This window comes from Priestia megaterium (genome assembly GCF_009497655.1).
Lineage (GTDB): Bacteria > Bacillota > Bacilli > Bacillales > Bacillaceae_H > Priestia > Priestia zanthoxyli.
In genome coordinates, this window is sequence record NZ_CP023317.1 from 1,265,578 (window position 1) to 1,291,915 (window position 26,338).

The window sequence follows — 26,338 nt, forward strand, 5'->3', positions numbered from 1 at the left end:
GTGGAGGGACAGACATGACGAACGAGCTTTCAATGAAGAACATTACAAAAAACTTTGGTTCTTTTCAAGCGCTGAACAAAGTTGATTTTACTGTTCAAAAAGGGGAAATTCATGCTTTATTGGGAGCCAATGGTGCCGGTAAAAGTACGTTGATGAAAATATTGTGCGGAGCTTACGACGAGTACGAAGGAAAGATTTACAAAGACGGAGGAGAAATCTCTATTTCTTCTCCTAAAGAAGCGAAGAGCCACGGCATCGGCATTGTACACCAAGAAGTCGATGTAGCGCTGATTCCTTCGCTATCAGTAGCTGAAAACATTGTGTTAGACGTGCAGGTTTCTAAGAAAAGTAAGACATTTGTAAACTGGAAATCTATTTATAAGAAAGCGGAAGAAGCTCTTTCTTTACTTGGTTCTTCTTTATCCGTTAAAAAAAATGTTGTTGATCTAACTCTATCAGAAAAACAGCAGGTGCTTATTGCACGTGCAATTGTACAGAATGTTGATTATTTAATTTTGGATGAACCAACCGCACCTCTTAGTGTGGAAGAGACGAAACAATTGTTTTCTGTGATGAGAGAGCTGAAGAAAAGCGGAGTAGGCATTATTTATATTTCACATCGCCTTCAAGAAGTGGTTGATATTTGCGACCGCTTAACGGTTTTAAAGGACGGACGCTATGTAGCTACAAAAGAAACTTCACATACATCAATTGAAGACGTGATTACGCTCATGTTAGGAACGTCTTCTGTAAAACAGTGGGTCAAAAAATCAGTAGAAGTTGGAAACGAACTTTTACATGTAGAAGCATTATCCCTTCCAGGGCGCCTTTCGAATATCTCTTTTCATGTAAAAGAAGGAGAGGTAGTCGGTATTGCAGGGCTTGTAGGAGCAGGGAAAACGGAGCTTTGCCGAAGTCTATTTGGTTTAGAGCAATATGTCAGCGGCAGCGTTCGGTTAAAAGGCAAGAAACTAAAGTTGAATAAGCAGCCGTATTATTATATTGCACAAGGTCTTTCTCTTGTTCCTGAAGAACGAAGAAAAGAAGGAATTTTTGTTCATGAATCGATTGCCGATAACTTAGTTTTGCCAAGTCTGTCCCGCTTTACAAATTATTCGTTTCTAAAGCGAGGAAAGATCAAAGAAAAAGCGCAGAAAACGACTGGGCAAGTTGGCGTAAAGTCTCATTCTATCGAGCAGTCAGTTGGAACGTTAAGCGGTGGAAATCAGCAGAAAGTAGCAATCGGAAAATGGCTTGTTACGGATTCTGACGTACTGTTGTTCGATGAGCCAACTAAAGGGGTTGATGTGGGCTCTAAGCGAGAGATATTCGACTTAATTACAGGGCTTGTGTCACAGCAAAAAGGCGTTGTTTATGCAACCTGTGAATTCGAGGAGCTGCTAGGGGTAGCGGATCGAATTTATGTTATGTACAACGGGAAAATCGTGAAAGAATTATCCAAAGAAGAAGCAACTAGTGAAAAATTATTTTATTATACAGCAGGAGGAGTAAAAGGATGAGTGCGGAGTATGTAACAGAACCTGTAGCGAAACCAAAGAGAAAAATAAGCGTTTTCGACTTTTTTTACAAATATGGGACAGTCTTAATGATTTTTGTTATTATGATTATTTTTTCCATTGCCACACCTAACTTTTTAACAGGAGAAAACATTAGTGATATTCTGCGCTCTATTTCCATTGTTACCTTAATTGCGCTTGGTGTAACGATATCGTTAACCGTCAACGGACTCGACTTATCTGTAGGATCTACGGCTGGTTTAGCCACTATTTTATCAGCTTCTATGCTCGTTTTACATAGACAAGAAATTGCAGTCGCTATCATTGTTCCGATTATTGCATCGCTTCTCATCGGGTTAGTGAATGCTTTTTTAGTAGTGAAAGTAAAGATTCCTGATATTTTAGCCACGCTTTCCATGATGTTTATCGTACAGGGGATTTTATTAACGTATACAAAAGGCTCAGCTATTTATACCAATATGCCTTTACCAAGCGGAGAAAGAGCTCCAGGAATTTTCATTCCTTCTTTCCTTGCGCTGGGGCAAGGTCACTTTCTAGGTATTCCCGTCCCTGTGATCATTATGCTGCTGACTGTGCTGCTTGTTCATATCGTTTTTTCCTATACAAAGTTTGGTCGTTTTTTCTACGTAACAGGAGGTAACATAGAAGCAGCAAGACTTTCGGGTGTACCGGTTAATCGTTATCGTATGTATGCCTATATGTTTTCAGGTTTGCTTGCTGGAATTGGAGGAGTCGTTTTAGCTGCCCGTATTGGAGTAGGAGAAGTGAACGCAGGCTCACCATTTTTAATGGATGCCGTAGCTGCGACATACATTGGCTTTTCCGTATTTGGAGCAGGGAAACCGAATGTATTCGGGACGCTGATTGGCTCTATTTTAATTGGTGTGCTGTTAAATGGATTAACGATGCTAAATGTTCCGTATTATATGCAAGATATTATTAAAGGAGCTGTATTAGCAGGAGCCTTGGCTTTAACGTATTACCGCTCGAAACAAACATCTACGGCTGTGTAAACAGCCGTTTTTTTTCGTTTGAAATCGGGAAGAATAAGGAAAAACAATAGTATAATCTATTATTTATGTAGAAAGAGGGAGTATAGATGAAACGTGTCGTCATTATAGGAGGAGTAGCCGCCGGAATGAGCGCAGCTTCACAGCTTCGCCGGATGAAAGAAAAAGAAGAAGTGGAAATCCTTGTGTTTGAAAAAGGTGGAGATATCTCTTACAGCGCATGTGGCATGCCTTACTATCTGTCAGGTGTTGTAAAAGAAAAAGACGATTTGATTGCTCGTACGAAACAAGAGTTTGAAGAGCGAAATATCTCCGTCCATCTTTTTCACGAAGTTAAAGAAGTAAACCATACAAAGAAATACATAGTAGCACAAAATGTCAAAACGCACGCTGAAAAAGAGATAACATATGATGAACTCATCATTGCAACTGGAACAACGGCTGTTAAACCTAATTTTATGAGTGATAACATGCCGAATGTATGCACATTAAAGTCATTAGAAGACAGCGAAAGAATCTATACATATCTACAGGCTCACTCCGTAGAAAAAGTCACTATTATTGGTGGAGGATATGTCGGAATGGAAGTAGCTGAAGCAATGAAGGCTTTGGGAAAAGAAGTACGGGTCATTGAACAGGGAAAGCAGATTCTATCTATTTTAGATCAAGACATGGCAGAGCATCTACAAAAGCAGCTAGATGACGATATTTTATTTCATTTCGAAGAAGAAGTGGAAGCATTGCTGCATTCAGATGGTTCCGTCACTCACGTTCAAACAAACCGTCAAACGTACCAAACGGATTTAGTGATTGTAAATGTAGGAGTTCGTCCGAATACGCAATTCTTAGAAAGAAACGGACTAAGAATGCTTGAAAATGGAGCTATTTTAGTAAACGAGAAGTTGGAAACCAACGTGCCTCATATCTACGCAGCGGGAGATTGTGCAACGAGCTATCACCGCGTATTAAAAAAAGATGTTCATATTGCTCTTGGAACCATTGCCAATAAGCAGGGAAGGGTTCTTGGTTACCGATTAGGGGGAGAAAATAGAAAATTTCCGGGTGTTCTAGGTACAAGCATTGTCAAAGTGATGGACTATGAAATCGGAAAAACCGGCATTTCAGAAAGAGAAGCAAGAGAAAATTCTCTTTTATACAAAACCATCACAGCCGGGGCTCCCAGTCATGCTTCTTACTATCCAGGAGCTGAAAAGATTGTGATAAAACTTGTTTATCATCCTGAAACAAAAGAGATTTTGGGGGTTCAAATGATTGGGAAAGAAGGAGTTGCAAAACGAATCGATGTATTTGCGACAGCTATTACTTGCCGCCTCACAACAGATGAAATAACCATGCTAGATCTTTCGTATGCCCCTCCTTTTGCTACGGTATGGGATGCTGTACAAATCGCTGCTCAAAAAGCTGAATAAAAAAGAGGCTGGGACAAAAGTAGTTGAGTCCAAGTAAAAAAAGAACCATTCATCAACCTGTTTGATGAGTGGTTCTTTTTTTTTTTGATGGTGCACATCGTTTTATTTGTTTCGTTCCTTCTAGCAATTGATTGGAGGGCAAGGAGAAGACTCCTGCGGGAAAAGCGGAACAGGTGAGACCCCGCAGGAGCGAAAGCGACGAGGAGGCTCAGCGGCCGCCCGCGGAAAGCGAAGCCTTGCACGGAAATCAATTGCGGTGTCATAAGCAGTCCAGCTCATGTATCTCATTTGTTCGTCTTTCGTTTGGATTTATTTCGTTATGTCTCAACCTCTTTTTTATTCGACAAGCAGCATCTTTTGTCGAAAAACAACTTGTAAAAAAAAGATAAACGGTATTCCTATAGTAATGTAAGCGTTTATAAATTCCGACAAAATAATTTTTTTGCGAAAAAAATGTCTATTATTGCGACTCTATTTACATATTTAGTAGAATTTGTAATAATGCGTTATAAGCTAATTTCTTTGTCATAGGAGAGGATTTTGTGTTTGGAGTGAGAAATAGAACGAAATCAGAGAGATTATTAGTGGAAATCGTCCAAAAAAGACAAAAGATGGTGCAGCTCGGAGAAGAAAAAGGTCTGACTAATGAAGAAACCGTTACCTGTAGTCAAGAGCTTGATCAGCTCTTACTCGTTTATCAAAAGCAGCGTTTAAAAGAAGAGGAAGAAAAGACATCGTTTGCCACACTGATTAGCCGCTTTTTATCTTTTTCAAAGCTGTAATGCAGGACAAGCATTCGGGATCGGGCAGTGAAACAATTACGCTGCCCGTGGCCTCTCTTCAGCTTTAAAAAATGTTAATTAAAAAAATCATAAACAAAATACCAAAAATAAACGAATAAGTAGCAAATCTTTCGTTTCCATCGCCGTGACTTTCCGGAATTAACTCTTTATAAATAATAAAAAGCATGGCTCCGGCAGCAAACGCTAATCCATATGAAACGAGAGACTCCACAAAATTAGTTAAATAAAACCCGAGTAAAGACGTTACAATTTCAACTGATCCTGTAAGGGTAGCAATTAAAAATGCTTTTATTTTACTGATATTTTGCTGAGCTAAAAATAGCGCGACCAACAGTCCTTCAGGTGCATTTTGAAGACCGATTGCAAGGGCAATTAAGTTCCCTGTATTTTCAACATTTGAAGCGTAGCTCACACCAACAGACAGTCCTTCAGGAAGGTTGTGCAACGTAATAGCGGAAACAATTAAAAGTGCTTTTTCATCAAACTGTATGCCGGTTTTAGAATGCTCAAGATCAATGTGAGGAATATTCTGCTCCAAGAGTGTTAATGTTACCACGCCAAGCAGTAAGCCAATCGCTAAGGAAAAAAAACCGCCGCTTTGAAGAGATTCTGGAATTAAGCTCATAGTAGAAGCTGCTGTCATGATGCCTGCAGTGAGCGCAAGAAGTATATCTTTCCAGCGATGAGTGAGTTCTTGATTCAAAAATAGAATAGGCAAAGCGCCTACTCCAGTCGATAGCGCAGAAAGAATGCTTCCAATTAGTACCTCAGTCATAAACCGTCTCCTTTTACGTATTCTTCTTTTTATCCTCAATTCACATCGTTCTTTTAGTGTATGTTTTTTTGTTTTCTATGAGCATGACTATTTTAAAAATGAACAGCTTTATGCAATAATTTTACAAAAAAGTTGAACCAGTGAAGGTTCAACTTTTTAGGTGAAGTACAGCTCCTGAACTTGGTTAGCAATGTGCTCAAGCTTATTGGAAACTTGAGGAATGCCATATCCTACATACAAAGGAGATGTGGCAAAGCGAGGAATGATTTTCGCTGCAATTTTGCCGTTTTTAAGATTATAAAAAAACAAGTTGTAGCTCGTGCAGCTACGATGAAAATGATTTAATAAATAGTGAGCAGCCGTTTGAAGATAATCTGCAAACGTGTGCAGCTCTTTGTCAAGCTGATCTGTTATCACGTTAAATTCAAAAAAGCCCATTCGAGGTTTTACAGATAAATTAAATGTGACGTGTTCATTTTTGGCAATTGTGACTCCTTCAAACTGCTCTAGCTTCACATTTTCATTTACATCCATCTCATTTAAACCAATAATTTGCATATGAGGATGTCGTAATGATCCTCCGGACATGGGGCCGTGATTTTTAAAGAAAAGAACAGAAGCATATTCTCCGCTGTTCATCATCGATATCCATCGTTCAGTAGCAAAACTCAGCAAGGTATACAGATGTTCTTTTGGATAAATAGATAGTTCTGAAGAACACTCATCGGTCTCAATGATAACCGTCTGATAAGCATCTTGCAGAACGGGAAACTTATTTTTTAGCCAAATGATAGGTCCTTGTTTTTCAATGATGCCTGTAAGAGATTCTACGTCGCAAAAGGGACAGGGGTTTTGCCGGTTAACGATTGTTTCAGGCTTTTGCGAACCAATCGCGGAATTAAATAATAAATGGGTTGGTTTCATAATCATTCACCTTTTTATGTAATGTTCATATGTTTATTGTATTAAAAGCATATGTATAAATCCACTTATATACATTTTTTATCAAAAAAATTGTACAAGCAGAGAGAATAACCGATGAAATAAGCCTGCTTTGATTGACTTTGAAGGGAAATTTTAGTATTATCTTGATATCAAGATAATATCAAAGGAACTGATTAAAATGACGAATGATGTAACTAGAGAAGAGTTAGACCAATCTCTTAAATTATTTATTGTACTATCTCGTGCCAATCGTTCAATTAATGATCATGTGCATAAATTTATTCAACAGCATGGAATGAATCCAACCGAATTTGCTGTCCTAGAGTTATTGTACCACAAAGGCCAGCAGCCTCTTCAGCAAATTGGCGGAAAAATTCTGTTGGCAAGCGGCAGTATTACGTATGTAGTAGACAAGCTTGAGAAAAAAGGCTTCTTGGAGCGCGTTGCTTGTCCGAGCGATCGTCGCGTAACCTATGCAGCTATCACCAAGCAAGGCAAGGAAATGATTGAAAGCATGTTTCCGAGTCACGAAAAAAGAATTCATGATATTTTATCCGTTTTATCTAGCGAAGAAAAGGAAGTTGCCATTTCGATGCTTAAGAAACTAGGGCACTATGCAGATGAATTTTTGCCGGAATCGACTAATTAATTAAGGAAAGCTCGTTTGTTTCTGTTGAACAAACGAGTTTTTTCTATGACTTCTTTCATGGCCAATCGACATCGAAAATAAAAAGTGACAAAAAATTGAAATTAACAGGAATACAGCTGGATAAAAACGAATTAGGTTACATACAGACAATAGAGGAAGGGGAACTAATGATGAAATTTGAGAATTATACATATACGCGACCTGATATGAATGAAATTGAAAAGCAGTTTGAAAAGGCCATTACACATTTTACGGAAGCAGCGTCAGTCAGTCAGCAAAATGAGGCAATTCGTCTAGCAAACGATGCGTATTCTCAGTACAGTACAATGGGGAACATCTGCTATATTCGTCATTCTATCGACACAGCGAATGAATTTTATAAAGAAGAACAAGACTATTTTGATGAAACACAGCCGCTTTTAGAAGGATATGTAGAGAAATTTTACAAAGCCTTAATCTCTTCGCCTTTTAAACAGCAACTAGAAGAAAAGTGGGGAAAGCAGCTGTTTTCTCTTGCTGAAATGCAGTTAAAAACGTTCTCTCCTGAAATAGTAAAAGAGCTGCAGGAAGAAAATAAGCTATCATCTCAATATACGAAACTAGTGGCATCAGCTAAAATTGTATTTGAAGGAGAAGAAAGAACGCTAGCTCAGCTCGATCCGTTTATGGAGTCACCTGATCGAGAAATGAGAAAAAAAGCAGCAGAAGCGAAGTTTCAATTTTTCACCGATCACGAAGAGGAATTTGATGATATTTACGACAAACTTGTAAAAGTAAGGACCAAGCTTGCTGAAAAATTAGGCTATAAAAATTTCGTAGAAGTGGGCTATGCTCGTATGTCTAGAATAGGCTATGATGCTGAAATGGTTGCTGCTTTTCGCAAACAAGTAAAAGAGTATATAGTTCCCCTTACTGAAAAACTAAAAAAGCGTCAGCAGGAAAGAATTCAAGTAGAGAGCTTAACTTATTATGATGAACCGTTTCAGTTTGAAACAGGAAACGCAGTGCCAAAAGGTGATGAAAAGTGGATTATTGAAAATGGACGGGTTATGTATAAGGAGCTTTCTAAAGAGACAGATGAATTCTTTTCATTTATGCTTGAAAATAATTTAATGGATTTAGTCGCTAAAAAGGGCAAAGCAGGCGGAGGCTACTGTACGTTTATTGAAGAATACAAAGCGCCGTTTATTTTTTCAAATTTTAATGGAACATCAGGCGATATCGATGTGTTAACGCATGAAGCAGGGCATGCTTTTCAAGTGTATTCCAGCCGAGATATGGAAACCAATGAGTATCACTGGCCTACGCATGAAGGAGCTGAAATTCATTCGATGAGCATGGAGTATTTTACATGGCCTTGGATGGAGTTGTTCTTTAAAGAAGACAAAGATAAATACCAGTTTTCTCATTTAAGCTCAGGCTTAACTTTCTTGCCTTACGGGGTAGCAGTAGATGAATTTCAGCATGCTGTATACGAACGCCCTGAGATGACGCCTTCGGAACGAAAACAAACGTGGCGAGAAATTGAAAAAAAATATATGCCTTCTAAAAACTATGATGGCCATTATTATCTAGAAAGCGGGGGTTTCTGGCAGCGCCAGCTTCATATTTACACGTCTCCGTTTTATTATATTGATTATACGCTCGCTCAAATTTGTGCATTTCAATTTTGGAAAAAGGATCGAGAAAATCATGAACAAGCATGGCAAGATTACGTTCATTTGTGTAAGCTTGGCGGAAGTAAGCCGTTTTTAGAATTAGTAGAGGAAGCGAATTTGATCTCTCCATTCGAAGAGGGCTGCGTGCAGTCTGTAGTAGATGAAATTGAAAACTATTTAAATAGTATTAATGATAAAAAGCTATAAAAAAAGCCGCGTTTGCGGCTTTTTTTTATTGACATGTTCCTTCTTTCCATAAAGGAATCGTAAGGGTAACGCTGGTTCCTTCGCCCACAGTGCTTTTAATCTCAAATGTTCCTTTATGCTGATACAGAATGTTTTTAATCACAACAAGTCCAAGACCGGTGCCTGATGGCTTCGTAGTAAAAAAGGGCTTTTGAATGTGCGTAAGCAAATTTGAGGGAATACCTACTCCTGTATCTTTAATGAAAATAGTAAGGCCTTTAGTATGCTGAGTAACGTTTAAATGAATTTCTCCTCCGCTAGGCATAGCTTCGAGCGCATTTTTTAATAAATTAATGAGTACTTGCTTAATTTGATTGGCATCACAGCAGATGTATGTATGCGGAGCTTCCACCTGCGTTTTAACTAGGACGTTTTTTAATACACATTCTGATTCATACAGAAGAATAACGTCATTTAAAATAGTAGAGAATGCATGTTTTTTCATAACCGTATCATGAGGTTTAGCGAGCAATAAAAATTCTCCAACGATTGAGTTAATACGATTCAGTTCACTCAGCATGATGGTTGTATAAGAATGATAGCGGCTGCTGTCTTCATGAATAAGCTGAATAAATCCATTCAGGGAAGTAAGCGGATTTCGAATTTCATGAGCGATGCCCGCTGCCATTTCGCCGGCTAAAGATAATTTATCGGTTTGGCGAAGAAATTTTTCTGTTTCCTTTTCTTCTGTAAGATCGCGTGAAATACCAAAAAGCGCAACGACTTGCTGATCACGATTAAAAATAGGTGAAACAGTAATTTCTACGTCAATTATTTTTCCGTCTTTTCGCTTATCTTGGGTTTCAAAGGCTACCAGCTTTTCTCCTTTTTTAACCCTTTCTAATCGGTTTTCAGCGTCGCCTTTTAAGCCAGCAGGAATAAATGGGATGGTTTTTCCGACAATTTCTTCCGCTTTCCATCCGTATATTTGCTCAAAAGCATCGTTTACTTTAATCACTTTGCCGTCTAGACTGAACACGGAAATGGCGTCGCGATTGTATGTGAAAAAAGATTGTAAATACTCTTGAGCTGAGTAAAGTTCATCTTCGGTTTTGTTCATTTTGACCGTCGTAATAGCAATCAATTTTTTAGAGAAATGAGCACAATACAACAAAATAATCATTGTGATCAGCGTAAACAAAATGAAATAAACGATATCTAATTTCACGAAAGTCACAGATGTAAAAAGAGTGTTGCTTACATAAAAGTACAAAACAATTATTATGGACATTAATGTAGAAGTTACAATAGCGATATAGCTATAGTAAATAAAGCTAACAATTATTCCAAGAAACAAAAACAAATAATTAATAACAGCAGGTTCAATAGATGTTATGTACGCAATATAGGCATAATAGCATATAAAAAAAGAATACATAATGATAGCAGGATGAAAATGAAAGTAATACATAGCCGTCACTACCAATAATAAAATTCCTCCGCTTATAAAAACAATCATATGAGGATCAGCTGCAATAAAGTGATATAACACAATGTGGACAAAATACAGCAGCCAGAAAATAAGTAAAAGAATAAAATTACGTTTTTTTATGAGGTTGTGTGATTCCATAAAAAATCCCTTTCTTAAATGGTAAATAACTTTATAGGAGAATAACTTCATAGTCAGCTAGTCGCACGATACAGTAATATATCACTCATATTAGCATAGTTACAACTATGTGAATAGCCGAATTGAGCACTTAGACCAAGGAAGATAGATCTAGAATGTGGCTGGTCATAAACTATTAAGGAAATATGAGGGGAATATGAACGAAATGAAGGAGATGTAAAGCTTTTGTGATAACCTTGTAAAAGTGAACTTTTTTCCAATTGGATAGGCTATACTGCCAGTAGAGCCATATGAATGGTGACTACATAGAGGCTCAGATGATTCGAAAGGAGACGGTAAAATGAACAAAAGTTTATTAGTCAAGTTATTTGGATCACTTATAGCAATTATGTTAATCACAGCATGCAACTCACAAACGGATGAAAAAGATGCAACAGAACAGCAAACCGAACAGTCGGATGATACTCAATCGGAGGATACAACGACAGATGATTCACAGGAAACAATGAAGCAAGACGAAGCAGATGACTCATCTGGGGATGAAGCAGCTGATGATCAAGAAGAATCAACGGATAGTGCGGACGAAAAAACAGATGAAAGTAAATAAACGAAAGTATTTCTATAAAAAAAGCGACTCAAGTAGAGTCGCTTTTTCTATTAGTTTTGTACGGTGATTTCGCTCGCTTCATTTAACGTTACGTTCACTGTTGATACGTCCGCATCATCTAACAGTAAATCTGTAATTCGATCTTCAAGCTGTTCTTGAATTGCTCGGCGGAGTGGTCTAGCACCGAATGCAGGGTGATAGCCAAGTTCAGCCAGTTTTTCTTTTACCTCATCTGCTACGCTCAGCGTGATGTTTTGTTCTTGTAATGTTTCTTTCAATTCAGCAAGCATAAGGTCAACGATTTTAATCAAGTTATCTTTTTCAAGGTGATTAAATTCAATGATTGTATCAAATCGATTTAAAAACTCTGGTTTGAAATAAGATGAAAGTGAATCTAAAACGGATGCCTGCTTAAGCGCATCATTTTCTGCGTCAAACCCAACCGTAATTTTCTTTTCACCTACACCAGCGTTACTTGTCATAATGATAACCGTGTCTTTGAAGCTTACTGTGCGACCTTGACTATCCGTTAGACGCCCATCTTCTAAAATTTGCAAAAACATATGCTGAACGTCTGGATGAGCTTTTTCAATTTCATCTAGTAAGATGATGGAATAAGGGTTACGGCGTACTTTCTCTGTTAATTGTCCTGCCTCTTCATGACCTACGTAGCCAGGAGGTGAACCGATTAATTTAGACACCGCGTGTTTTTCCATGTATTCACTCATATCTAGACGAACCATTGCATCTTTTGAGCCGAACAGTTCTTCAGCTAATGTTTTGGTTAACTCTGTTTTACCGACACCTGTTGGACCGACAAATAAGAATGAACCAATTGGGCGATGCTTCGCTTTTAATCCAGCGCGAGAACGTCGAATTGCTTTTGCGACTTTTTCGACAGCTTCCTGCTGTCCGATTACTTTTTGAGCTAAGTGCTCTGCTAAATGCTTCATTTTTGCTGATTCATTTTCTTGAAGTTTACCAACAGGGATACCCGTTTTCTTTTCAATAATGGCTTGAATGTCAGCAATATCCACATTCATTTTTTGCTGTTCTTCGTTTAGTTGTTTTTCAAGAGCAGCTTCTTCATCGCGCAGTTTTGCCGCTACTTCATATTTTTCATCCTTTAGCGCCTGCTCTTTTTCTTTTGTAATTTCTTTTAAGCGAGCGGCCGCGTCGTCTTTATTTGTAATGCCTGCCTGTAAGTTCATTTTTGAACCTGCTTCATCTAGCAAGTCAATTGCTTTATCAGGCAAGAAACGATCTTGAATGTAGCGGTGTGATAAATTTACACAAGCGCGGATCGCTTCATCTGTATAGCTAACGCCGTGATAATCTTCATATTTACTTTGAATTCCTTTTAGAATTTCAACGGCTTCTTCTACAGACGGTTCGTGAACCATAACCGGCTGGAAACGTCGTTCAAGAGCCGCATCTTTTTCAATGGAACGGTACTCTTTTAAAGTTGTAGCTCCGACTACTTGAAGTTCACCTCGTGCAAGAGCAGGTTTTAAAATATTGCTTGCGTCCATTGAACCTTCCGCTGAACCTGCTCCTACAAGAAGGTGGATTTCATCGATAAATAAAATCACGTTTTTTCGCTGTTGAAGCTCAGAAATTAACTGTTTCATACGCTCTTCAAATTGACCTCGCACGCCCGTATTAGCTACGAGTGATGCTACATCTAACAGATATACATCTTTATTTAGCAGCTTTGCAGGAACTTTTCCTTCCGCAATTTTTAAAGCTAACCCTTCGACTACAGCTGTTTTACCAACACCGGGTTCTCCAATTAGTACCGGGTTGTTTTTGTTTCTTCTATTTAAAATTTCAATGACGCGCTCTACTTCTTCTTCGCGGCCAATAACAGGGTCAATTAATCCCGTTTTCGCAATTTGAGTTAAGTTTCGACCAAATTGATCTAAAAAGCCTCCGCCGCCGTTTCCTTGCTGTGGCTGCTCCGGTGCAGCTTGTTCGTGCGCCATTTGCTTGAATAAATCATCGATGTTCATAAAGCCGCCACCTCCAAAGCCTGATGGGATTTTATGTTCTTTCATTAGTGCTTGATAACATGTATGACATAAACGATATTGAGATTTTTGATTATTTGTTTGTACATTTAATTGAATAGATGCTTCACGTTTATTACAGTTTTGACAAATCATTTAATTAGCCTCCCTAAATGATTTTAATCGAAGATCAGCAGGTGTTTGACCTTTCTTGACCTTTCGTAATCTCATTATACTTTGACCTTTTTTGACTTTCAAGTCTTTTGCTTAAAAATTTTTTGAGGGAAGTTCCTCGCTTATGTACAAAAGGTAGTACATTAAAAAAACGTGTGTTTTGTGTGTACCCGTTTTATATATATAAAAACATTAGAAGCATTTTGTACAATGATTTGCTTAGATAGAGAATAAATATTAATAAGAAGAAAAGTGGAAAAATGAGTGCAGAGCCTGCCGTTGGATAAAATAAGTTATTGACAGCAAGAAGGATAAAAATTATACTCAAGAAGGTTTGCACTTAACTGCGTAAAAGCATAAAAGCGTTTAAGTGAAAAAGAAAGATAGAAAGGGAATACCTCATGAAAAAAGAAATTTCATTTATACAATCAATAGCGGTGGTTTTGGTGCTATTAGCTATTATTTTTGTTTCATTATTTATGTTAAAGCTGCCGCCTCATATTCCGCTAATATTTGGTGTAGCATTTATTAGTGTGATTGGCTTTTTGTTGAAATATAAGTGGACAGAAATGGAGAAAGGCATTTTAGACGGTGTTAGACTTGGCATTAAGCCTATCCTTATTCTAATGCTGATCGGGATGCTCATTGCGATTTGGATGGTAGGAGGAACGATACCGACGATTTTATCCTACGGCTTCCACTGGATTTCACCGCAGTACTTTTTAATTAGTGCTTTGGTTATCACCGTGTTAGTTTCAACATTCACGGGAAGTTCATTAACAACCGTCAGTACGGTAGGAGTCGCTTTATTTGGCGTGGGAACTGCTATTGGTGTACATCCAGGGCTAGCAGCAGGGATGATTGTTTCAGGAGCTGTGTTTGGAGATAAGATGTCTCCATTGTCTGATACAACAAATTTTGCTTCTGGTATCGTTGAAGTGCCGCTCCCTAAACATATTCAGCATATTACGTGGACGACGGTTCCAAGTATTGTTATTACAGCAATCATTGCATTGGTAATCGGAATGAACGGAAATCATGAAAGCGTCAATTACGGAGAAATTCAAGGAATTCAAGAAGCATTAAAACATACGTTTAATTTACACGTGTTAACGTTGCTTTCTCCACTCTTAGTTCTTATTTTTTCGATGAGAAGAGTCGATGTATTGCCAACGTTAGTTTTAGGGATTGTAACGGCCATTATTACAGGAATGATTACACAGCATGAATTTACGCTGAGTCAATTGCTAGGGGTTCTTCAAAGCGGGCCGGCAATCGAGTCAGGAAATAAAGTAGTCGATGCGATTGTAAACAAAGGCGGATTACAGTCCATGATGTTTTCTATTTCTCTTATCATGATTGCCTTGTCGCTAGGTGGCTTGATGAGAGCGGTTGGAATTATTGATGCTTTATTAAAAGGATTAGCAAAACAAATCCGCCGCAGCGGAGACGTTATTTTTGCTACGCTTCTATCTTCAATTGGAGTGAACGTTATTACAGGAGAACAGTATTTATCAATTCTTCTGCCTGGGCAAACGTTTAAGCCGCTGTATGAAAAGTGGAACTTAGATCCGAAAAACTTATCACGAACGCTTGAAGACGGTGGAACGGTTATTAATGCTATTATTCCGTGGGGTGTCAGCGGAGCTTTTATTTCAACTGCATTAAATATTCCAGCGGCTGACTATATTCCATTTACATTCTTTAGCATTTTATGTCCGATTTTTTCAATTATTTTAGCATATACAGGCATTGGTATTGCCAAGAAAAAAGCTCAGTCTTAACTGGGCTTTTTTCTTTTTAAAAAAGGACAGGTAAAAAACGACAAAAAAAGTATCATTCCACTTTTCAAATCTATAATTTAATAATACAATTTACTATACGTCTTTCCTGTTCATGTATTTGTATGAATTCTTATTTCTTTATTAATGAAGAAATTTGGGTTTTGCGGTATGATAAATAAGCTGTATTGGCGATGGGATGAATGCCCTTTTTAGCAAACATTTAAGAAGGGTAAAGGCAAATGAAAACACTCATTATAAAAGAGAAAAGATATTTATTGAGGAGAGGGTTTCTGTTGAAAAAATGGGGCATCATTGCATTAATCACTGTAGCTGTGCTCGGTGTGACAGCGGTTTTTAACCGAGCTGAAAGTGATGATGTAAATAAAGAAAAATTGAATTTATTATCGCCTTATTCAAATAAAGTAGATGTATATAGCATTACGTATCCTAGTGATAATTTAAAGATAAAAGGGTTTTTAGTACAGCCTAAAGACATTGCAGACAAACATTATCCGCTTTTAGTATATAATCGCGGAGGAAATCGCGAACATGGCATGATTCGCGCAAAAACACTTCAGTATTTGTCATACTGGGCAAGTAAAGGCTACGTCGTTGTTGCGACTCAATACAGGGGAAATGGCGGAAGTGAAGGAACAGAGACGTACGGTGGTAAAGATATTGACGACGTATTAAATCTTATTAAATGGGGAGAACAGCTTCCTTATGTAAATCACCAGCAAAAGGTAGCGCTAGGATATTCACGCGGCGGTATGATGACGTATTTAACGATGAAAAACGGCGTTAAATTTGATGCTGTTGTCGTACAATCAGGTATTACAGACATGTTTCAATTCTACGACCAAAGAGGGCCTGAAATGAAACAAGTGCTGCGGACAATTGTAGGAGATCCGGCGCAGTATCCAGAGAGGTATAAAACTCGTTCTGTTGTCTACTGGAGCGATAAAGTAAATTCACCTCTTTTAATTTTACAGGGCGATCATGATCGTAAAGTTCACCACACTCAGGCTGAAAAACTTGTGAAACAGCTAGATGAGCAGGGAAAAGAATACAAATATGTACTGTACAAAAATGGAGACCATCCGCTAACTGCTTATTATGATCAATACAACGCGGAAATTGATAAATGGTTTAAAATACATTTAGCTAAGCAGTAAAGAAATTGGAAGCAGTTTTGATGAATGGAAATAAGCAGCTTGTTTTATCCTACTACATGTAAGCATATAAAAAGGGGATGAAGCAAAATGACTCAGTCTAAAAGTCAAAAAGAGCGTCAGTGGAACGTACGAAAGCAATCACAAAACCCATCGCATGGAAAAGTAAAGTCTTTTGAAGAACTATCAGAAGAAATCACGCCTAAACGTAAATAAGCTAACCATCATATAAAAGAAGACACAAAAAAGGAGAGCTGAAGCTCTCCTTTTTCTATGTTTGTTTATGGATTTGTAGACCACATGCCCGCAGATTTGATAAAAATACGCGGATGCAGCTTTAATTGTGCTACCATAATTTCTGCTAGGTCTTCAGGCTGCATCACTTTATCAGGATTGCCATCCGTTAAGTTTTCTTTATATGCTAATTCCGTTGCTACTGTACTTGGTGTTAGAGCTGTTACACGAATATTGTGTTTGCGCACTTCTAGCGCTAAAGATTCAGTTAAGCCAAGCACGCCAAATTTTGAAGCGCTGTAAGCACTTGTAACGGGAGCGCCTTTTTGACCAGCAGTGGATGAAATATTGATGATGTCTCCACCATTTTTTTCGATTAATTGAGGTAGAACGGCGCGCGTTACGTAGTAAACGCCCATTAAATTCACATCAATGATTTGTTTCCACTCAGCTGGGTCTAGCTCTAAAAAGCCTCCGAATTTACCGATTCCCGCATTGTTGATTAAGATATCCGTTGCCCCTAATTTTGTATGTAGATGCTCAACTGCTGCGTTTACTTCTTCCATAGAAGAAACGTCTGCTGTTGCATAAGCAACTTGTACATCAAATGCTTCCAGTTCAGAAGCCACAGCCTTTAAATCTGCCTCTGTACGAGCAATTAAACCGATATTTACGCCTTCTTTTGCTAATTCAATTGCAGTTGAACGACCGATGCCTTTTCCTGCTCCTGTAATAAGAGCTACTTTGCCTTTAAGTGATTGTGCCATGTATAGACTCCTTTCAATGTTCCGTATAAACATTCTTCATAATAACGAAGAATTATCCATTACTATCCTATAGAAATGCACAAATGATGTCAAAAATAAAGATTATTAAAATGGCTTCAAGTATAAATTTCCTTTTCATACAAAAACTATAGAGACTAAAAAGAAGAAATTCCGTTTCTTTTCGTTCAATGTAGTGGAGGATGAACAATGCGTATTAAAAAACTATCGGAGTTAACGAATAAATCCAAACAGCGGAAAGAAAAAGCTGGTGAATCGAAGGACTCTAAGGCAACTAGTGCTTCTTCCACTGAGGAAGAGCAGAAATTGTCGGAGAGAGTGGGAGATAATATATTCCACATGAAAAAAGCATTAGGACAGAGCACGGACTTAGTGACAAGAGAGTTTCGAATTTCAATTGAAGAAAAATTCACTTTAGGTGTTGCTTACATCGACGGATTGGTAAATAAAGATGAAGTTGAACACTATGCGCTGGACTCCATTATGCATTATCACGATGAGCATTTAACTCATGATGACGGTGTCGTTAATATGTACGAATTGATTAAAAGCTATAGTTTGGCGGCCGGTGAAATTATGGAAGCCAAAACATTGGATGATGCTCTTCTTCATGTTTTATCAGGAGATACCGTGCTGTTTTTAGAAGGGTATCAAACGTGTATTGTGGCAAGTACAAGAGGGTGGAGAGACAGGGCTGTTTCTGAACCACAATCTCAGACCGTTGTAAGAGGACCTCGAGACAGTTTTACAGAAACACTGCGAACGAATACCGCATTGATTCGGCGCCGAATAAAATCTCCAAAACTTTGGATTGAATCTCAGCAAATAGGAGAGTTTACAAAAACGGATATTGCGCTCGTTTATATAGACGGCATTGCGGATGAACAGGTCATTCAAGAGGTAAAAGAGCGTCTTTCTAAAATTGATATAGACGGTATTTTGGAGAGCGGATATATCGAAGAGTTGATTCAAGATGAAGATTATACACCTTTTCCTACTATGCATAACACGGAGCGTCCAGACTCCGTGGCAGCAGGTCTTTTAGAGGGGCGGATAGCCATTTTAGTAGACGGTACACCTTTTGTATTGATGGTTCCTGCCCTATTTATTCAATTTTTTCAGGCGGCCGAAGATTATTACCAGCGCGCAGATATTAGTACATTGATTCGCTTAATGCGCTACATGGCATTTTTCTTAGCCCTTTTAACACCTTCTGCTTATATTGCTTTAACTACTTTTCATCAAGAGATGCTTCCTTTTGCTTTGTTAATTAGTATTGCAGCTCAAAGGGAAGGTGTGCCTTTTCCAGCTATTATTGAAGCGTTTATTATGGAAATCACGTTTGAAATTTTGCGAGAAGCGGGAGTCCGATTGCCTCGAGCAGTAGGTTCAGCTATTTCAATCGTGGGAGCACTCGTTTTAGGAGAAGCCGCCGTACAAGCTGGATTAGTATCGCCTGCAATGGTTATCGTTGTATCCATCACCGCTATTAGTAACTTTGTTTCACCGGTGTATGATATGGCCATTGCAGTAAGGATGCTGCGCTTTATTTTAATGGTTTTAGCAGCTACTTTTGGCTTGTTCGGTATTATCCTCGGGCTAATTTTAATGATTTTACATTTATGCAGCTTAAGGTCATTTGGAGTCCCTTATATGACACCTATGGCTCCCTTTGTGAAGCGTGATCAAAAGGATGTTCTAATTAGACGTTCAATCAAAAAAATGAAAACAAGGCCAAAGCTTATTAACGAGAAGAATATTTCACGTCAAAAGACGCAAAAAAACTAAACTGTGCAAAGGTGGCCGGTTACTATGAAAGCATTTCTGATGTTATGTATCTGTTCATTGCTGTTAAGCGGCTGCTGGAGCAGTCGAGAGTTGAATGAGCTAGCCATTACGGTTGCTGTCGGAATTGATAAAGCAGAAGATGGCATTATTGTTACAGTTCAGCTGATTAACCCTGGTGATATTCAGGCCAAAACCCCTACAAACGGGCCTTCTGTTACCACATTCTCTATTAAGGCTTCGTCTGTAATGGAAGGGTTAAGAAAAATAACGACAAAATCCCCGCGGAAAATTTATCTTTCTCATTTACGAATGCTAGTCATTAGCGAAAGCATGGCGGAAGAGGGTATTGCTGAAGTGCTTGATTTCTTTGCTCGGGATCATGAAGTGCGTACCGATTATTTTGTTGTTGTTGCTAAAAACACGAAAGCATCGAGCGTTCTGAACGTATTAACAACAATTGAAAAAATACCAGCTAACCATATGTTTGCTTCATTAGACGTCTCTCAGCGTATTTGGGCACCCACGAGAGGCGTAAAGTTAAATGAACTGATTAGTAACTTAACGAGCGAAGGAAAGCAGGCGGTGTTATCGGGAGTATTGGTCAAAGGCGACGTGAAAAAGGCAGGAGATATGTCCAGCATTTCCCGCACCAATCTGTCCACCCTGCTCAATTTTAAAGGATTAGGTGTCTTTCAAAATGATAAGCTGATCGGCTGGTTCAATGAAGACGAAAGTAAAGGATATAACTATATTACAGGAAATGTAAAAAGTACGTTAATTGTTATTCCATGCGAAGGAAAAGAAAAACAGCACGATATCATCGGAGTAGAAATGCTTCGAACGAACGTGAAGGTAACGGCTTCTATGAAAAACCATAAGCCTCATATTCACGTGGATTTAAAAGGTGAAGCAAACGTGGCAGATGTAGAGTGTCAAGTAAACTTACAGGACCCAGCTGTAATCAATATGCTCGAACGAAAAACAGCAGCGGACGTAAAAGAAAAAATGAATGACGCAGTGGAAAAAGCTCAAAAAGATTATAAAAGTGATATCTTCGGTTTTGGAGAAACGTTTTACAGACAAGATGTAAAGAGATGGTACAAAATGAAAAGAGACTGGAACAGAATTTACGCAGAAGATTTAACCGTCGATTTAGATGCCAAAGTTCAAATCCGTCGCTTAGGCACGTTAAATAACTCATATATGAAGCAAATGAAGCATTAAGGAGAAAGCAAATGGAGGGATTTATCGCCTTACTGGTACTTCTTGCTTATTTGACTAAAAAAATCATGATTAACTTCCGAAAGGAAAAGTATTACCGTGAAATCGTTGTCTATCTTTGTCTTATAGGTATGGGTTTATTCTTTTGGGGAGCCATTACACTCCGTAAAGAAGTACCTACGCCTCTGTACTTTTTAGAGGAACTCATTAAGCCTCTTACTAAAACCGTTCATCATCTGTTATTTACGTAAGTATGTAGGAGAGAAGGGGTGTATGATGCAAATAAAAGAATTTATTACTCCGAAACAACTTCTTTTTCTCATTTATTTTTTTTGTATCGGAAGCGCTATTTTGGCAGTTCCGGCTACGTTATTAGAAACGAATAGACAAAATGCCTGGGTATGTAGTGTGCTTGCTATTGGCTTTGCCCTTTTAATTGTTGCGGTGCTGTTATGGCTGATGCACCGTTACCCTCAGCAAACGTTCATTGAAATAGCTAAAAAAGCGCTAGGTCCTTACGCCGGAGCGTGTATGTCTCTTATTTACATTTTTTTTATGTTCATTCAATCTACGTTTTCCCTTCGAGATATCAGTACATTTATGACGACGCAAATTGTCCCTGAAACGCTGCCTACGTGGATTCATGCTCTTGTGATTTTAGCGGTTATATACGGAGGATATTTAGGCATTGAAGTGATAGCGAGAACCGCGGAAATCTTTTTACCGTGGATCGTCGTCCCTTTTTTATTGTTAATTTCGTTAAATATTCCTCAGATGAAACTGGATCGTCTTTACCCTTTGTTTGAATTCCGCATGGATGATTTAGTGTTAGGGACCACGTATTTCTTAGGAAATCCGTTTATGGAATTGATTTTTGTGCTAATGATTACGCCTCATATAAAAGATGGAAAAAAGGTAAAAAGAATGATTGTTATCGGCACTGTGGCATCGGGCTTGACGATTACGATTGCAGTTGCGGCTTGTATATTAGCTCTTGGCGCGAATATTGCATCAATGCACAGCTACCCAGTTTATTTATTAGGAAAAATGATTTCGTTAGGTGCAACGATACAGCATGTTGAAGTATTAGTAGCTATTATTTGGATGTTATCTATCTTTTTTAAAGTTGTCATTGTGTTCTATGCTATTCAGTTAAGTATCGCTCAATTATGTAATTTACGGGTGCGCAATTTTTTGAGCTTTCCTTTAGGTCTAATCATTACAGGCGTGGCGTATTACATTATTCCAAATACAGCATACTTCAATTATTTTGAAAAATATTACTGGCCGTTTTATTTATTTGTACTAAGCGTCTGTTTTCCGTTGTTATTTATTGCGCTTTCTTATATAAAGAGAAATAAGGCAGCTAAAGGTGATAGAAGCCAACAAACATAGCATTATTTATACGTATGTGGTATAGTATACGATGACAATTCAAGAAGAAACGCCGTACACGTTTGTACATGTACGGGAGAGGTTCGAAAACTCCCTCTATAAAAAACTAAGATCATCGTTGATGACAAAAGACACGGTTTTAGCGTGTCTTCTTTCACGTGCTTTTCTATCAACACGTCTTTTTGACGTGTATGCTGGCGAGGACGTGTATCTTAGTTGCTTTTTAGGGAGATTGCTGGAAAAGAGCAGTCTCTTTTTTGTGTTATAAAATTAGTCACAAAGGGAACGAACGGTTCAATAAAGTTTCTTCTTCTTTTGATTTCAATCAAAAAGGAGACGAACAATAATGATGAAAAATGAAAAAGCTATTGTTGTATTTAGCGGAGGTCAAGATAGTACAACATGTCTATTTTGGGCTTTGAAAAACTTTAAAGAAGTAGAAACGGTTACTTTCCAATACGGTCAGCGTCATAGTCAAGAGATAGAGGTAGCAAAAGCTATCGCAGCTGATTTAGGTGTGAAGCATACCGTCCTAGATATGTCACTTTTAAATCAATTAGCACCAAATGCCTTAACGCGAGATGATATTGAAATTGAGCAAAAAGAAGGAGAGTTGCCTACAACGTTTGTGGATGGCCGCAATCTGTTATTTTTATCATTTGCTGCCGTACTGGCTAAAAACAGCGGAGGCCGTCATATCGTAACAGGCGTTTGTGAAACTGATTTTTCGGGATATCCAGACTGTCGAGACGTATTTGTGAAATCGTTAAACGTCACGCTTAATTTATCAATGGACTTCGAGTTTGTGATTCATACGCCGCTTATGTGGATTGATAAAGCAGAAACGTGGGCGTTAGCGGATGAGCTAGGAGCGCTTGAATATGTGCGTGAAAAAACATTAACGTGCTACAACGGTATTGTTGCTGATGGGTGCGGCGAATGTCCCGCATGTCAATTGCGAAAACGCGGGTTAGATCAATACCTGCAAACAAAAGAAGGAGGAGAAAAATAATGCTGCAACAAATGTATCCTCAAGTCTTTCATGACTATGAATATGAATTGAACAAAGATATGCAGTTTGCTGCGGCACATTTTGTTCCTCATACAGAAGCAGGAAAATGCCGTCAAGTCCATGGACATACGTATTTTGTAAATTTAACTGTTGCCGGAGATACATTAGACGAAGCGGGCTTTTTAGTAAACTTTGCGCTATTGAAAAAAATTGTTTCTGGTCAATTTGATCATACATTATTGAACGATCATTCTATCTTTAACGAAGAAAATCCAAATGATTTTCCTACAACTGAAGTTGTTGCTCGTAAAATTTATGAGTTGGTTCAAGAATATCTAGACACACTACCAAATAAGCCTTCTTGCGTACAAGTATTCGTGCGGGAAACGCCGACAAGTTACGTAGTTTACCGCCCAAAGAAGGTGAAAAAACGTGGCTAATACAATTCCAGTACTTGAAATATTCGGCCCAACGATTCAAGGGGAAGGAATGGTTGTAGGACGTAAGACGATGTTTGTTCGTACCGCAGGCTGTGATTATTCCTGCAGCTGGTGTGATTCAGCTTTTACATGGGATGGATCAGCTAAAAACGATATTCGTCAGCTAACAGCAGAACAAATTTGGACGGAGCTTAAAGAAATTGGAGGAGAGTGCTTTGATCACGTCACCATTTCTGGAGGAAACCCTGCGCTTATCAAGGCGATTGGTTCACTTGTAGAGCTTTTGCACAGTCATGGGGTAAAAGCAGCTCTTGAAACACAGGGAAGCCGTTATCAGGATTGGTTCCTAAAGATCGATGATTTAACGATTTCTCCTAAGCCTCCAAGTTCATTAATGAAAACAAATTTCTCCGTATTAGACGATATTATAGAGACATTAATAAAGGAAAAACGCATGGCGCACATAAGCATAAAAGTCGTTGTATTTAATGATGAGGACTTTGAGTATGCAGCGTCTGTTCATGAACGTTATCCTGAGGTTCCATTTTTTGTTCAAGTAGGCAACGAGGACTTAACGACAATCGATAATGCGTCGTTAACACAAGAATTGCTTAAAAAGTATGAGTGGTTAATCGACAAGGCAGTGGCAGCTAAAAACATGAACGATGTAAGAGTTCTGCCGCAGGTTCACGCCCTTGTTTGGGGAAATAAACGAGGCGTGTAAGCGCATAGCAAAAAATTTACAAAGAAAAATAAAAACAGATATATACAAAATAAAAAAACGCTGTTAGAATGACAATCGTAGAAAGAGAGGAAATGCAAATGAGCGGTCGAAAAGATGAAGAATTAGAAGGTGTATCACTCCTTGGAAATCAAGGAACAAACTATTTGTTTGAATATTCACCAGAGATTCTAGAAGCATTTGATAACAAACATCCAAATCGTGATTATTTTGTGAAATTTAACTGTCCGGAATTTACGAGCTTATGTCCAAAAACGGGTCAGCCGGATTTCGCAACCATTTATATTAGTTACATTCCAGATGAAAAAATGGTGGAAAGCAAGTCGTTAAAGCTTTATTTGTTCAGCTTCCGTAACCATGGAGATTTCCATGAAGACTGTATGAATATTATTATGAATGACTTAATTAAACTGATGAATCCAAGATATATTGAAGTATGGGGAAAATTCACACCACGCGGCGGGATTTCAATTGATCCATATACAAACTATGGCCGTCCTGGTACGAAGTATGAAGAAATGGCTAATTATCGCCTGATGAATCATGATTTATACCCAGAAACAATTGATAATCGTTAATTCGAACAAACAGGTTGTGTATGCAACCTGTTTTCCATTGCAAAAACAACAGATGAGAAGGTGAAAGAATGTCACAGAGATCAGCATTAGTATTAGGTGCAAGCGGACTTGTTGGTCAAGAACTTTTAAAAATGTTATTAAGCAACAGCTTATATAACCATGTGACAGTGTTTGTTCGAAAAAAGCTACCAATCGAACACACAAAGCTACGTCAGCTTGAAATTGATTTTTCAGAGCTTGATAAGCACGAAGAATGCTTTGCAGTTGATGATGTATATTGCTGTTTAGGCACGACAATGAAAAAAGCAAAAACAAAAGCGAAATTCATTAAAGTTGACTACGAATTTCCTTTAAAAGCGGCTAAATGTGCAGAAAAATATCGCTGCAAAAACTTTTTAACGATTACAGCAATTGGTGCTGATCTTCGTTCGCCATTCTTTTACAGTAAAGTAAAGGGGCAAGTAGAAGAAGATATCGCAAGCTTGTATATCCGTTCTACTCACTTTTTCCGCCCATCGTTATTATTAGGCAAGCGCCAAGAGTTTCGCCTATTTGAAAAGCTTGGGGGATACACGTTAAAGTCGTGTTCATTTTGCCTTGTAGGAAAGTGGAGAAAATATCGTCCAATTAAAGCGTATAACGTAGCCAAATCCATGATGAAAGCTGCACTTGAAGATAAATGTGGTGTTCATGTACATGAAAGCCAAGACATCTATACAGGTGAATGCTATTATTCGTTTACCAACGGCAAACGCGTGTTATCAAAATAAAAAAAGCCTCTTCATAAGAAGAGGCTTTTTTCTATCTTCCGTCAGCATCCCCGTTCCCATCACCATCACCATCGTGATCGTGATTAGAAGCAGATTCACTCCAGCTTGTGTAGGAGTTAGAATCTTCTTCGGCATAATTCATGGGTTCAACGGATGTTTTTTTATTTGAAGTTTGCTTGCGTTTAAAAACGAACTGCACGATGAAAAAAAGAATGACAATAAGTGCAACGATAAACAATACAGTATCAAACATGCTAGTAATTCCTTTCAGTAAGTAGGTAGTAGTAGCTTGTTCTTATTGTCACACGAAAATAAGACCCTTTCAAGAAAAAATGGGGCCTGGTTTTGTTTCTTTAAGGAAACTTTTTTTATCTTAGCCATATATTATTGTATGAAGAAACATTTTAGAAAAGAGGGAGTACAGTGAAAAAAAGTTCGAAGGATGTTAAGGTTCAACAGTATATTTATCTCATGTATAAGCTGGGAATTATTACAGAAGAACAAAAGAATCAGTTCTTTCAAAACCACTAAAAAAGCAACCGTTTTTGCGTTCCGGTTGCTTTTTCCCTTTACATAGCGGGATTAATAATCGTGTAGTTTTTGTGGTTGACAACAGTTCGCTGTTCTAAGTCTAAATCCCGGTAGTTTGTCATGTAAGTCAAATCAACAATCACGGAGTTTTCATTTACTTTTTCGACAATGCCCTGTAAGCCATTTTTAAATTCTATCAAGTTTCCTACCTCTGCTATTTTCATCATTCATCGCTCCTTTGTTTTAAATTAGTTCATTATTAATTTTTTAAATAATTTTAATTTTGAAAATAGTAAAACTAGTTAGCGTTTTCTTTTTTTACAATTTTGCCTTAAAACTGGGAATTAGTAAAGGGTTTTTTGAAAAAATATAAAATAAAATTGAAAAAACAAGTAAAATGTGCTGAGGAATAAAAGGAATTGGTAGCTTTAACGAAAGAGAGAAGCAACACAGTTCCATCTTTGTTCATCTT

27 protein-coding genes and 1 riboswitch are annotated in these 26,338 nt (G+C 38.1%); of the genes, 20 read left to right on the forward strand and 7 right to left on the reverse strand.

Features of this window, described 5'->3' with window-relative positions:
* The first annotated feature begins 14 nt into the window (after positions 1-14).
* The 5 genes from CEQ83_RS06345 (at position 15) to CEQ83_RS06360 (ending at position 4,760) form a co-directional block, all read left to right on the forward strand.
* Complete coding sequence (locus CEQ83_RS06345; protein ID WP_028414164.1) at positions 15-1,520, forward strand: sugar ABC transporter ATP-binding protein; 1,506 nt, start codon at positions 15-17, stop codon at positions 1,518-1,520.
* Complete coding sequence (locus tag CEQ83_RS06350) at positions 1,517-2,551, forward strand: ABC transporter permease (RefSeq protein ID WP_028414163.1); 1,035 nt, start codon at positions 1,517-1,519, stop codon at positions 2,549-2,551. The genes CEQ83_RS06345 and CEQ83_RS06350 overlap by 4 nt, the downstream gene beginning before the upstream one ends.
* 86 nt (positions 2,552-2,637) lie before the next feature.
* Positions 2,638-3,978 (forward strand): CoA-disulfide reductase, encoded by a 1,341-nt coding sequence (locus CEQ83_RS06355; protein WP_028414162.1) that lies wholly within the window; start codon positions 2,638-2,640, stop codon positions 3,976-3,978.
* A 127-nt stretch (positions 3,979-4,105) separates the two neighbouring features.
* Positions 4,106-4,243, forward strand: coding sequence for a hypothetical protein (locus CEQ83_RS26960; RefSeq protein WP_165573317.1), 138 nt, complete (start codon positions 4,106-4,108; stop codon positions 4,241-4,243).
* A gap of 277 nt (positions 4,244-4,520) precedes the next feature.
* Entirely contained in the window at positions 4,521-4,760 is a 240-nt protein-coding gene (locus tag CEQ83_RS06360) for an aspartyl-phosphate phosphatase Spo0E family protein (protein ID WP_013082228.1), read from the forward strand.
* Positions 4,761-4,824: 64 nt separating this feature from the next.
* Here CEQ83_RS06360 and CEQ83_RS06365 read toward each other — a convergent pair whose 3' ends face one another.
* Both CEQ83_RS06365 and CEQ83_RS06370 read right to left on the reverse strand, forming a co-directional pair.
* Positions 4,825-5,556 carry a ZIP family metal transporter gene (locus CEQ83_RS06365; protein ID WP_028414161.1) on the reverse strand — a complete coding sequence of 244 codons (732 nt, stop codon included), beginning with the start codon at positions 5,554-5,556 and terminating at the stop codon, positions 4,825-4,827.
* A gap of 156 nt (positions 5,557-5,712) precedes the next feature.
* On the reverse strand, positions 5,713-6,480 hold the full coding sequence (locus tag CEQ83_RS06370) for a DUF4931 domain-containing protein (RefSeq protein ID WP_028414160.1): 768 nt from the start codon (positions 6,478-6,480) through the stop codon (positions 5,713-5,715).
* A gap of 199 nt (positions 6,481-6,679) precedes the next feature.
* Between CEQ83_RS06370 and CEQ83_RS06375 the strand changes: the two genes are divergently transcribed.
* The gene (locus CEQ83_RS06375; protein WP_014461070.1) at positions 6,680-7,150 is read left to right on the forward strand and encodes a MarR family winged helix-turn-helix transcriptional regulator; all 471 of its coding nucleotides are present in this window, start codon (positions 6,680-6,682) and stop codon (positions 7,148-7,150) included.
* Between the two features lie 170 nt (positions 7,151-7,320).
* A complete protein-coding gene (locus CEQ83_RS06380; protein ID WP_155017572.1) occupies positions 7,321-9,015 on the forward strand; it encodes a M3 family oligoendopeptidase in 1,695 nt (564 codons plus the stop codon).
* A gap of 25 nt (positions 9,016-9,040) precedes the next feature.
* Here CEQ83_RS06380 and CEQ83_RS06385 read toward each other — a convergent pair whose 3' ends face one another.
* A complete protein-coding gene (locus CEQ83_RS06385; RefSeq protein WP_155017128.1) occupies positions 9,041-10,624 on the reverse strand; it encodes a PAS domain S-box protein in 1,584 nt (527 codons plus the stop codon).
* Between the two features lie 340 nt (positions 10,625-10,964).
* Between CEQ83_RS06385 and CEQ83_RS06390 the strand changes: the two genes are divergently transcribed.
* A complete protein-coding gene (locus tag CEQ83_RS06390; protein ID WP_155017129.1) occupies positions 10,965-11,231 on the forward strand; it encodes a hypothetical protein in 267 nt (88 codons plus the stop codon).
* Between the two features lie 50 nt (positions 11,232-11,281).
* Here the strand turns inward: CEQ83_RS06390 and CEQ83_RS06395 are convergent, their stop codons facing one another.
* A complete protein-coding gene (locus CEQ83_RS06395; RefSeq protein ID WP_034268219.1) occupies positions 11,282-13,396 on the reverse strand; it encodes an ATP-dependent Clp protease ATP-binding subunit in 2,115 nt (704 codons plus the stop codon).
* A gap of 419 nt (positions 13,397-13,815) precedes the next feature.
* Here CEQ83_RS06395 and nhaC point away from each other — a divergent pair, with 419 nt between their 5' ends.
* From nhaC to CEQ83_RS27360, 3 genes are all read left to right on the forward strand, one after another.
* On the forward strand, positions 13,816-15,198 hold the full coding sequence (gene nhaC, locus CEQ83_RS06400) for a Na+/H+ antiporter NhaC (RefSeq protein WP_033578380.1): 1,383 nt from the start codon (positions 13,816-13,818) through the stop codon (positions 15,196-15,198).
* 293 nt (positions 15,199-15,491) lie between these two features.
* Positions 15,492-16,373, forward strand: coding sequence for an alpha/beta hydrolase family protein (locus tag CEQ83_RS06405; protein ID WP_028414154.1), 882 nt, complete (start codon positions 15,492-15,494; stop codon positions 16,371-16,373).
* A gap of 87 nt (positions 16,374-16,460) precedes the next feature.
* Positions 16,461-16,586 carry a DUF6254 family protein gene (locus tag CEQ83_RS27360; protein ID WP_013082238.1) on the forward strand — a complete coding sequence of 42 codons (126 nt, stop codon included), beginning with the start codon at positions 16,461-16,463 and terminating at the stop codon, positions 16,584-16,586.
* A gap of 65 nt (positions 16,587-16,651) precedes the next feature.
* On the opposite strand, the gene CEQ83_RS06410 is transcribed toward CEQ83_RS27360, so the two are convergent.
* Complete coding sequence (locus CEQ83_RS06410; RefSeq protein ID WP_028414153.1) at positions 16,652-17,371, reverse strand: 3-ketoacyl-ACP reductase; 720 nt, start codon at positions 17,369-17,371, stop codon at positions 16,652-16,654.
* A 207-nt stretch (positions 17,372-17,578) separates the two neighbouring features.
* On the opposite strand from CEQ83_RS06410, the gene CEQ83_RS06415 reads away from it, so the two are divergent.
* From CEQ83_RS06415 to CEQ83_RS06455, 9 genes are all read left to right on the forward strand, one after another.
* Positions 17,579-19,177 carry a spore germination protein gene (locus CEQ83_RS06415; RefSeq protein ID WP_028414152.1) on the forward strand — a complete coding sequence of 533 codons (1,599 nt, stop codon included), beginning with the start codon at positions 17,579-17,581 and terminating at the stop codon, positions 19,175-19,177.
* A 24-nt stretch (positions 19,178-19,201) separates the two neighbouring features.
* Positions 19,202-20,401 carry a Ger(x)C family spore germination protein gene (locus tag CEQ83_RS06420; protein ID WP_028414151.1) on the forward strand — a complete coding sequence of 400 codons (1,200 nt, stop codon included), beginning with the start codon at positions 19,202-19,204 and terminating at the stop codon, positions 20,399-20,401.
* 11 nt (positions 20,402-20,412) lie between these two features.
* Positions 20,413-20,649, forward strand: coding sequence for a hypothetical protein (locus CEQ83_RS06425; RefSeq protein WP_033578382.1), 237 nt, complete (start codon positions 20,413-20,415; stop codon positions 20,647-20,649).
* Between the two features lie 22 nt (positions 20,650-20,671).
* Positions 20,672-21,793 (forward strand): GerAB/ArcD/ProY family transporter, encoded by a 1,122-nt coding sequence (locus tag CEQ83_RS06430; RefSeq protein ID WP_028414149.1) that lies wholly within the window; start codon positions 20,672-20,674, stop codon positions 21,791-21,793.
* A gap of 72 nt (positions 21,794-21,865) precedes the next feature.
* Positions 21,866-21,909: riboswitch (PreQ1 riboswitch) on the forward strand.
* Positions 21,910-22,139: 230 nt separating this feature from the next.
* On the forward strand, positions 22,140-22,805 hold the full coding sequence (gene queC / locus CEQ83_RS06435) for a 7-cyano-7-deazaguanine synthase QueC (protein WP_028414148.1): 666 nt from the start codon (positions 22,140-22,142) through the stop codon (positions 22,803-22,805).
* On the forward strand, positions 22,805-23,245 hold the full coding sequence (gene queD, locus CEQ83_RS06440) for a 6-carboxytetrahydropterin synthase QueD (RefSeq protein ID WP_013055983.1): 441 nt from the start codon (positions 22,805-22,807) through the stop codon (positions 23,243-23,245). The genes queC and queD overlap by 1 nt, the downstream gene beginning before the upstream one ends.
* Complete coding sequence (queE, locus tag CEQ83_RS06445) at positions 23,238-23,969, forward strand: 7-carboxy-7-deazaguanine synthase QueE (protein ID WP_025749424.1); 732 nt, start codon at positions 23,238-23,240, stop codon at positions 23,967-23,969. The genes queD and queE overlap by 8 nt, the downstream gene beginning before the upstream one ends.
* Positions 23,970-24,067: 98 nt before the next feature.
* Entirely contained in the window at positions 24,068-24,565 is a 498-nt protein-coding gene (gene queF, locus CEQ83_RS06450) for a preQ(1) synthase (protein ID WP_013055985.1), read from the forward strand.
* A 68-nt stretch (positions 24,566-24,633) separates the two neighbouring features.
* The gene (locus tag CEQ83_RS06455; RefSeq protein ID WP_028414147.1) at positions 24,634-25,335 is read left to right on the forward strand and encodes an NAD(P)H-binding protein; all 702 of its coding nucleotides are present in this window, start codon (positions 24,634-24,636) and stop codon (positions 25,333-25,335) included.
* A 31-nt stretch (positions 25,336-25,366) separates the two neighbouring features.
* Here CEQ83_RS06455 and CEQ83_RS06460 read toward each other — a convergent pair whose 3' ends face one another.
* Together CEQ83_RS06460 and CEQ83_RS06465 are read right to left on the reverse strand one after the other, a co-directional pair.
* The gene (locus CEQ83_RS06460) at positions 25,367-25,588 is read right to left on the reverse strand and encodes a hypothetical protein (protein ID WP_108674519.1); all 222 of its coding nucleotides are present in this window, start codon (positions 25,586-25,588) and stop codon (positions 25,367-25,369) included.
* Positions 25,589-25,904: 316 nt separating this feature from the next.
* Entirely contained in the window at positions 25,905-26,090 is a 186-nt protein-coding gene (locus tag CEQ83_RS06465) for a YkvS family protein (protein WP_013055988.1), read from the reverse strand.
* Between the last annotated feature and the right edge of the window lie 248 nt (positions 26,091-26,338).

Bases quoted from the DNA above. Each gene is read 5' to 3' on its own strand.
- CEQ83_RS06345 (WP_028414164.1), top strand. From the start codon at position 15: ATGACGAACGAGCTTTCAATGAAGAACATTACAAAAAACTTTGGTTCT.
- CEQ83_RS06350 (WP_028414163.1), top strand. From the start codon at position 1,517: ATGAGTGCGGAGTATGTAACAGAACCTGTAGCGAAACCAAAGAGAAAA.
- CEQ83_RS06355 (WP_028414162.1), top strand. From the start codon at position 2,638: ATGAAACGTGTCGTCATTATAGGAGGAGTAGCCGCCGGAATGAGCGCA.
- CEQ83_RS06365 (WP_028414161.1), bottom strand. From the start codon at position 5,556: ATGACTGAGGTACTAATTGGAAGCATTCTTTCTGCGCTATCGACTGGA.
- CEQ83_RS06370 (WP_028414160.1), bottom strand. From the start codon at position 6,480: ATGAAACCAACCCATTTATTATTTAATTCCGCGATTGGTTCGCAAAAG.
- CEQ83_RS06375 (WP_014461070.1), top strand. From the start codon at position 6,680: ATGACGAATGATGTAACTAGAGAAGAGTTAGACCAATCTCTTAAATTA.
- CEQ83_RS06380 (WP_155017572.1), top strand. From the start codon at position 7,321: ATGAAATTTGAGAATTATACATATACGCGACCTGATATGAATGAAATT.
- CEQ83_RS06385 (WP_155017128.1), bottom strand. From the start codon at position 10,624: ATGGAATCACACAACCTCATAAAAAAACGTAATTTTATTCTTTTACTT.
- CEQ83_RS06390 (WP_155017129.1), top strand. From the start codon at position 10,965: ATGAACAAAAGTTTATTAGTCAAGTTATTTGGATCACTTATAGCAATT.
- CEQ83_RS06395 (WP_034268219.1), bottom strand. From the start codon at position 13,396: ATGATTTGTCAAAACTGTAATAAACGTGAAGCATCTATTCAATTAAAT.
- nhaC (WP_033578380.1), top strand. From the start codon at position 13,816: ATGAAAAAAGAAATTTCATTTATACAATCAATAGCGGTGGTTTTGGTG.
- CEQ83_RS27360 (WP_013082238.1), top strand. From the start codon at position 16,461: ATGACTCAGTCTAAAAGTCAAAAAGAGCGTCAGTGGAACGTACGAAAG.
- CEQ83_RS06410 (WP_028414153.1), bottom strand. From the start codon at position 17,371: ATGGCACAATCACTTAAAGGCAAAGTAGCTCTTATTACAGGAGCAGGA.
- CEQ83_RS06415 (WP_028414152.1), top strand. From the start codon at position 17,579: ATGCGTATTAAAAAACTATCGGAGTTAACGAATAAATCCAAACAGCGG.
- CEQ83_RS06420 (WP_028414151.1), top strand. From the start codon at position 19,202: ATGAAAGCATTTCTGATGTTATGTATCTGTTCATTGCTGTTAAGCGGC.
- CEQ83_RS06425 (WP_033578382.1), top strand. From the start codon at position 20,413: ATGGAGGGATTTATCGCCTTACTGGTACTTCTTGCTTATTTGACTAAA.
- CEQ83_RS06430 (WP_028414149.1), top strand. From the start codon at position 20,672: ATGATGCAAATAAAAGAATTTATTACTCCGAAACAACTTCTTTTTCTC.
- queC (WP_028414148.1), top strand. From the start codon at position 22,140: ATGATGAAAAATGAAAAAGCTATTGTTGTATTTAGCGGAGGTCAAGAT.
- queD (WP_013055983.1), top strand. From the start codon at position 22,805: ATGCTGCAACAAATGTATCCTCAAGTCTTTCATGACTATGAATATGAA.
- queF (WP_013055985.1), top strand. From the start codon at position 24,068: ATGAGCGGTCGAAAAGATGAAGAATTAGAAGGTGTATCACTCCTTGGA.
- CEQ83_RS06455 (WP_028414147.1), top strand. From the start codon at position 24,634: ATGTCACAGAGATCAGCATTAGTATTAGGTGCAAGCGGACTTGTTGGT.
- CEQ83_RS06460 (WP_108674519.1), bottom strand. From the start codon at position 25,588: ATGTTTGATACTGTATTGTTTATCGTTGCACTTATTGTCATTCTTTTT.
- CEQ83_RS06465 (WP_013055988.1), bottom strand. From the start codon at position 26,090: ATGAAAATAGCAGAGGTAGGAAACTTGATAGAATTTAAAAATGGCTTA.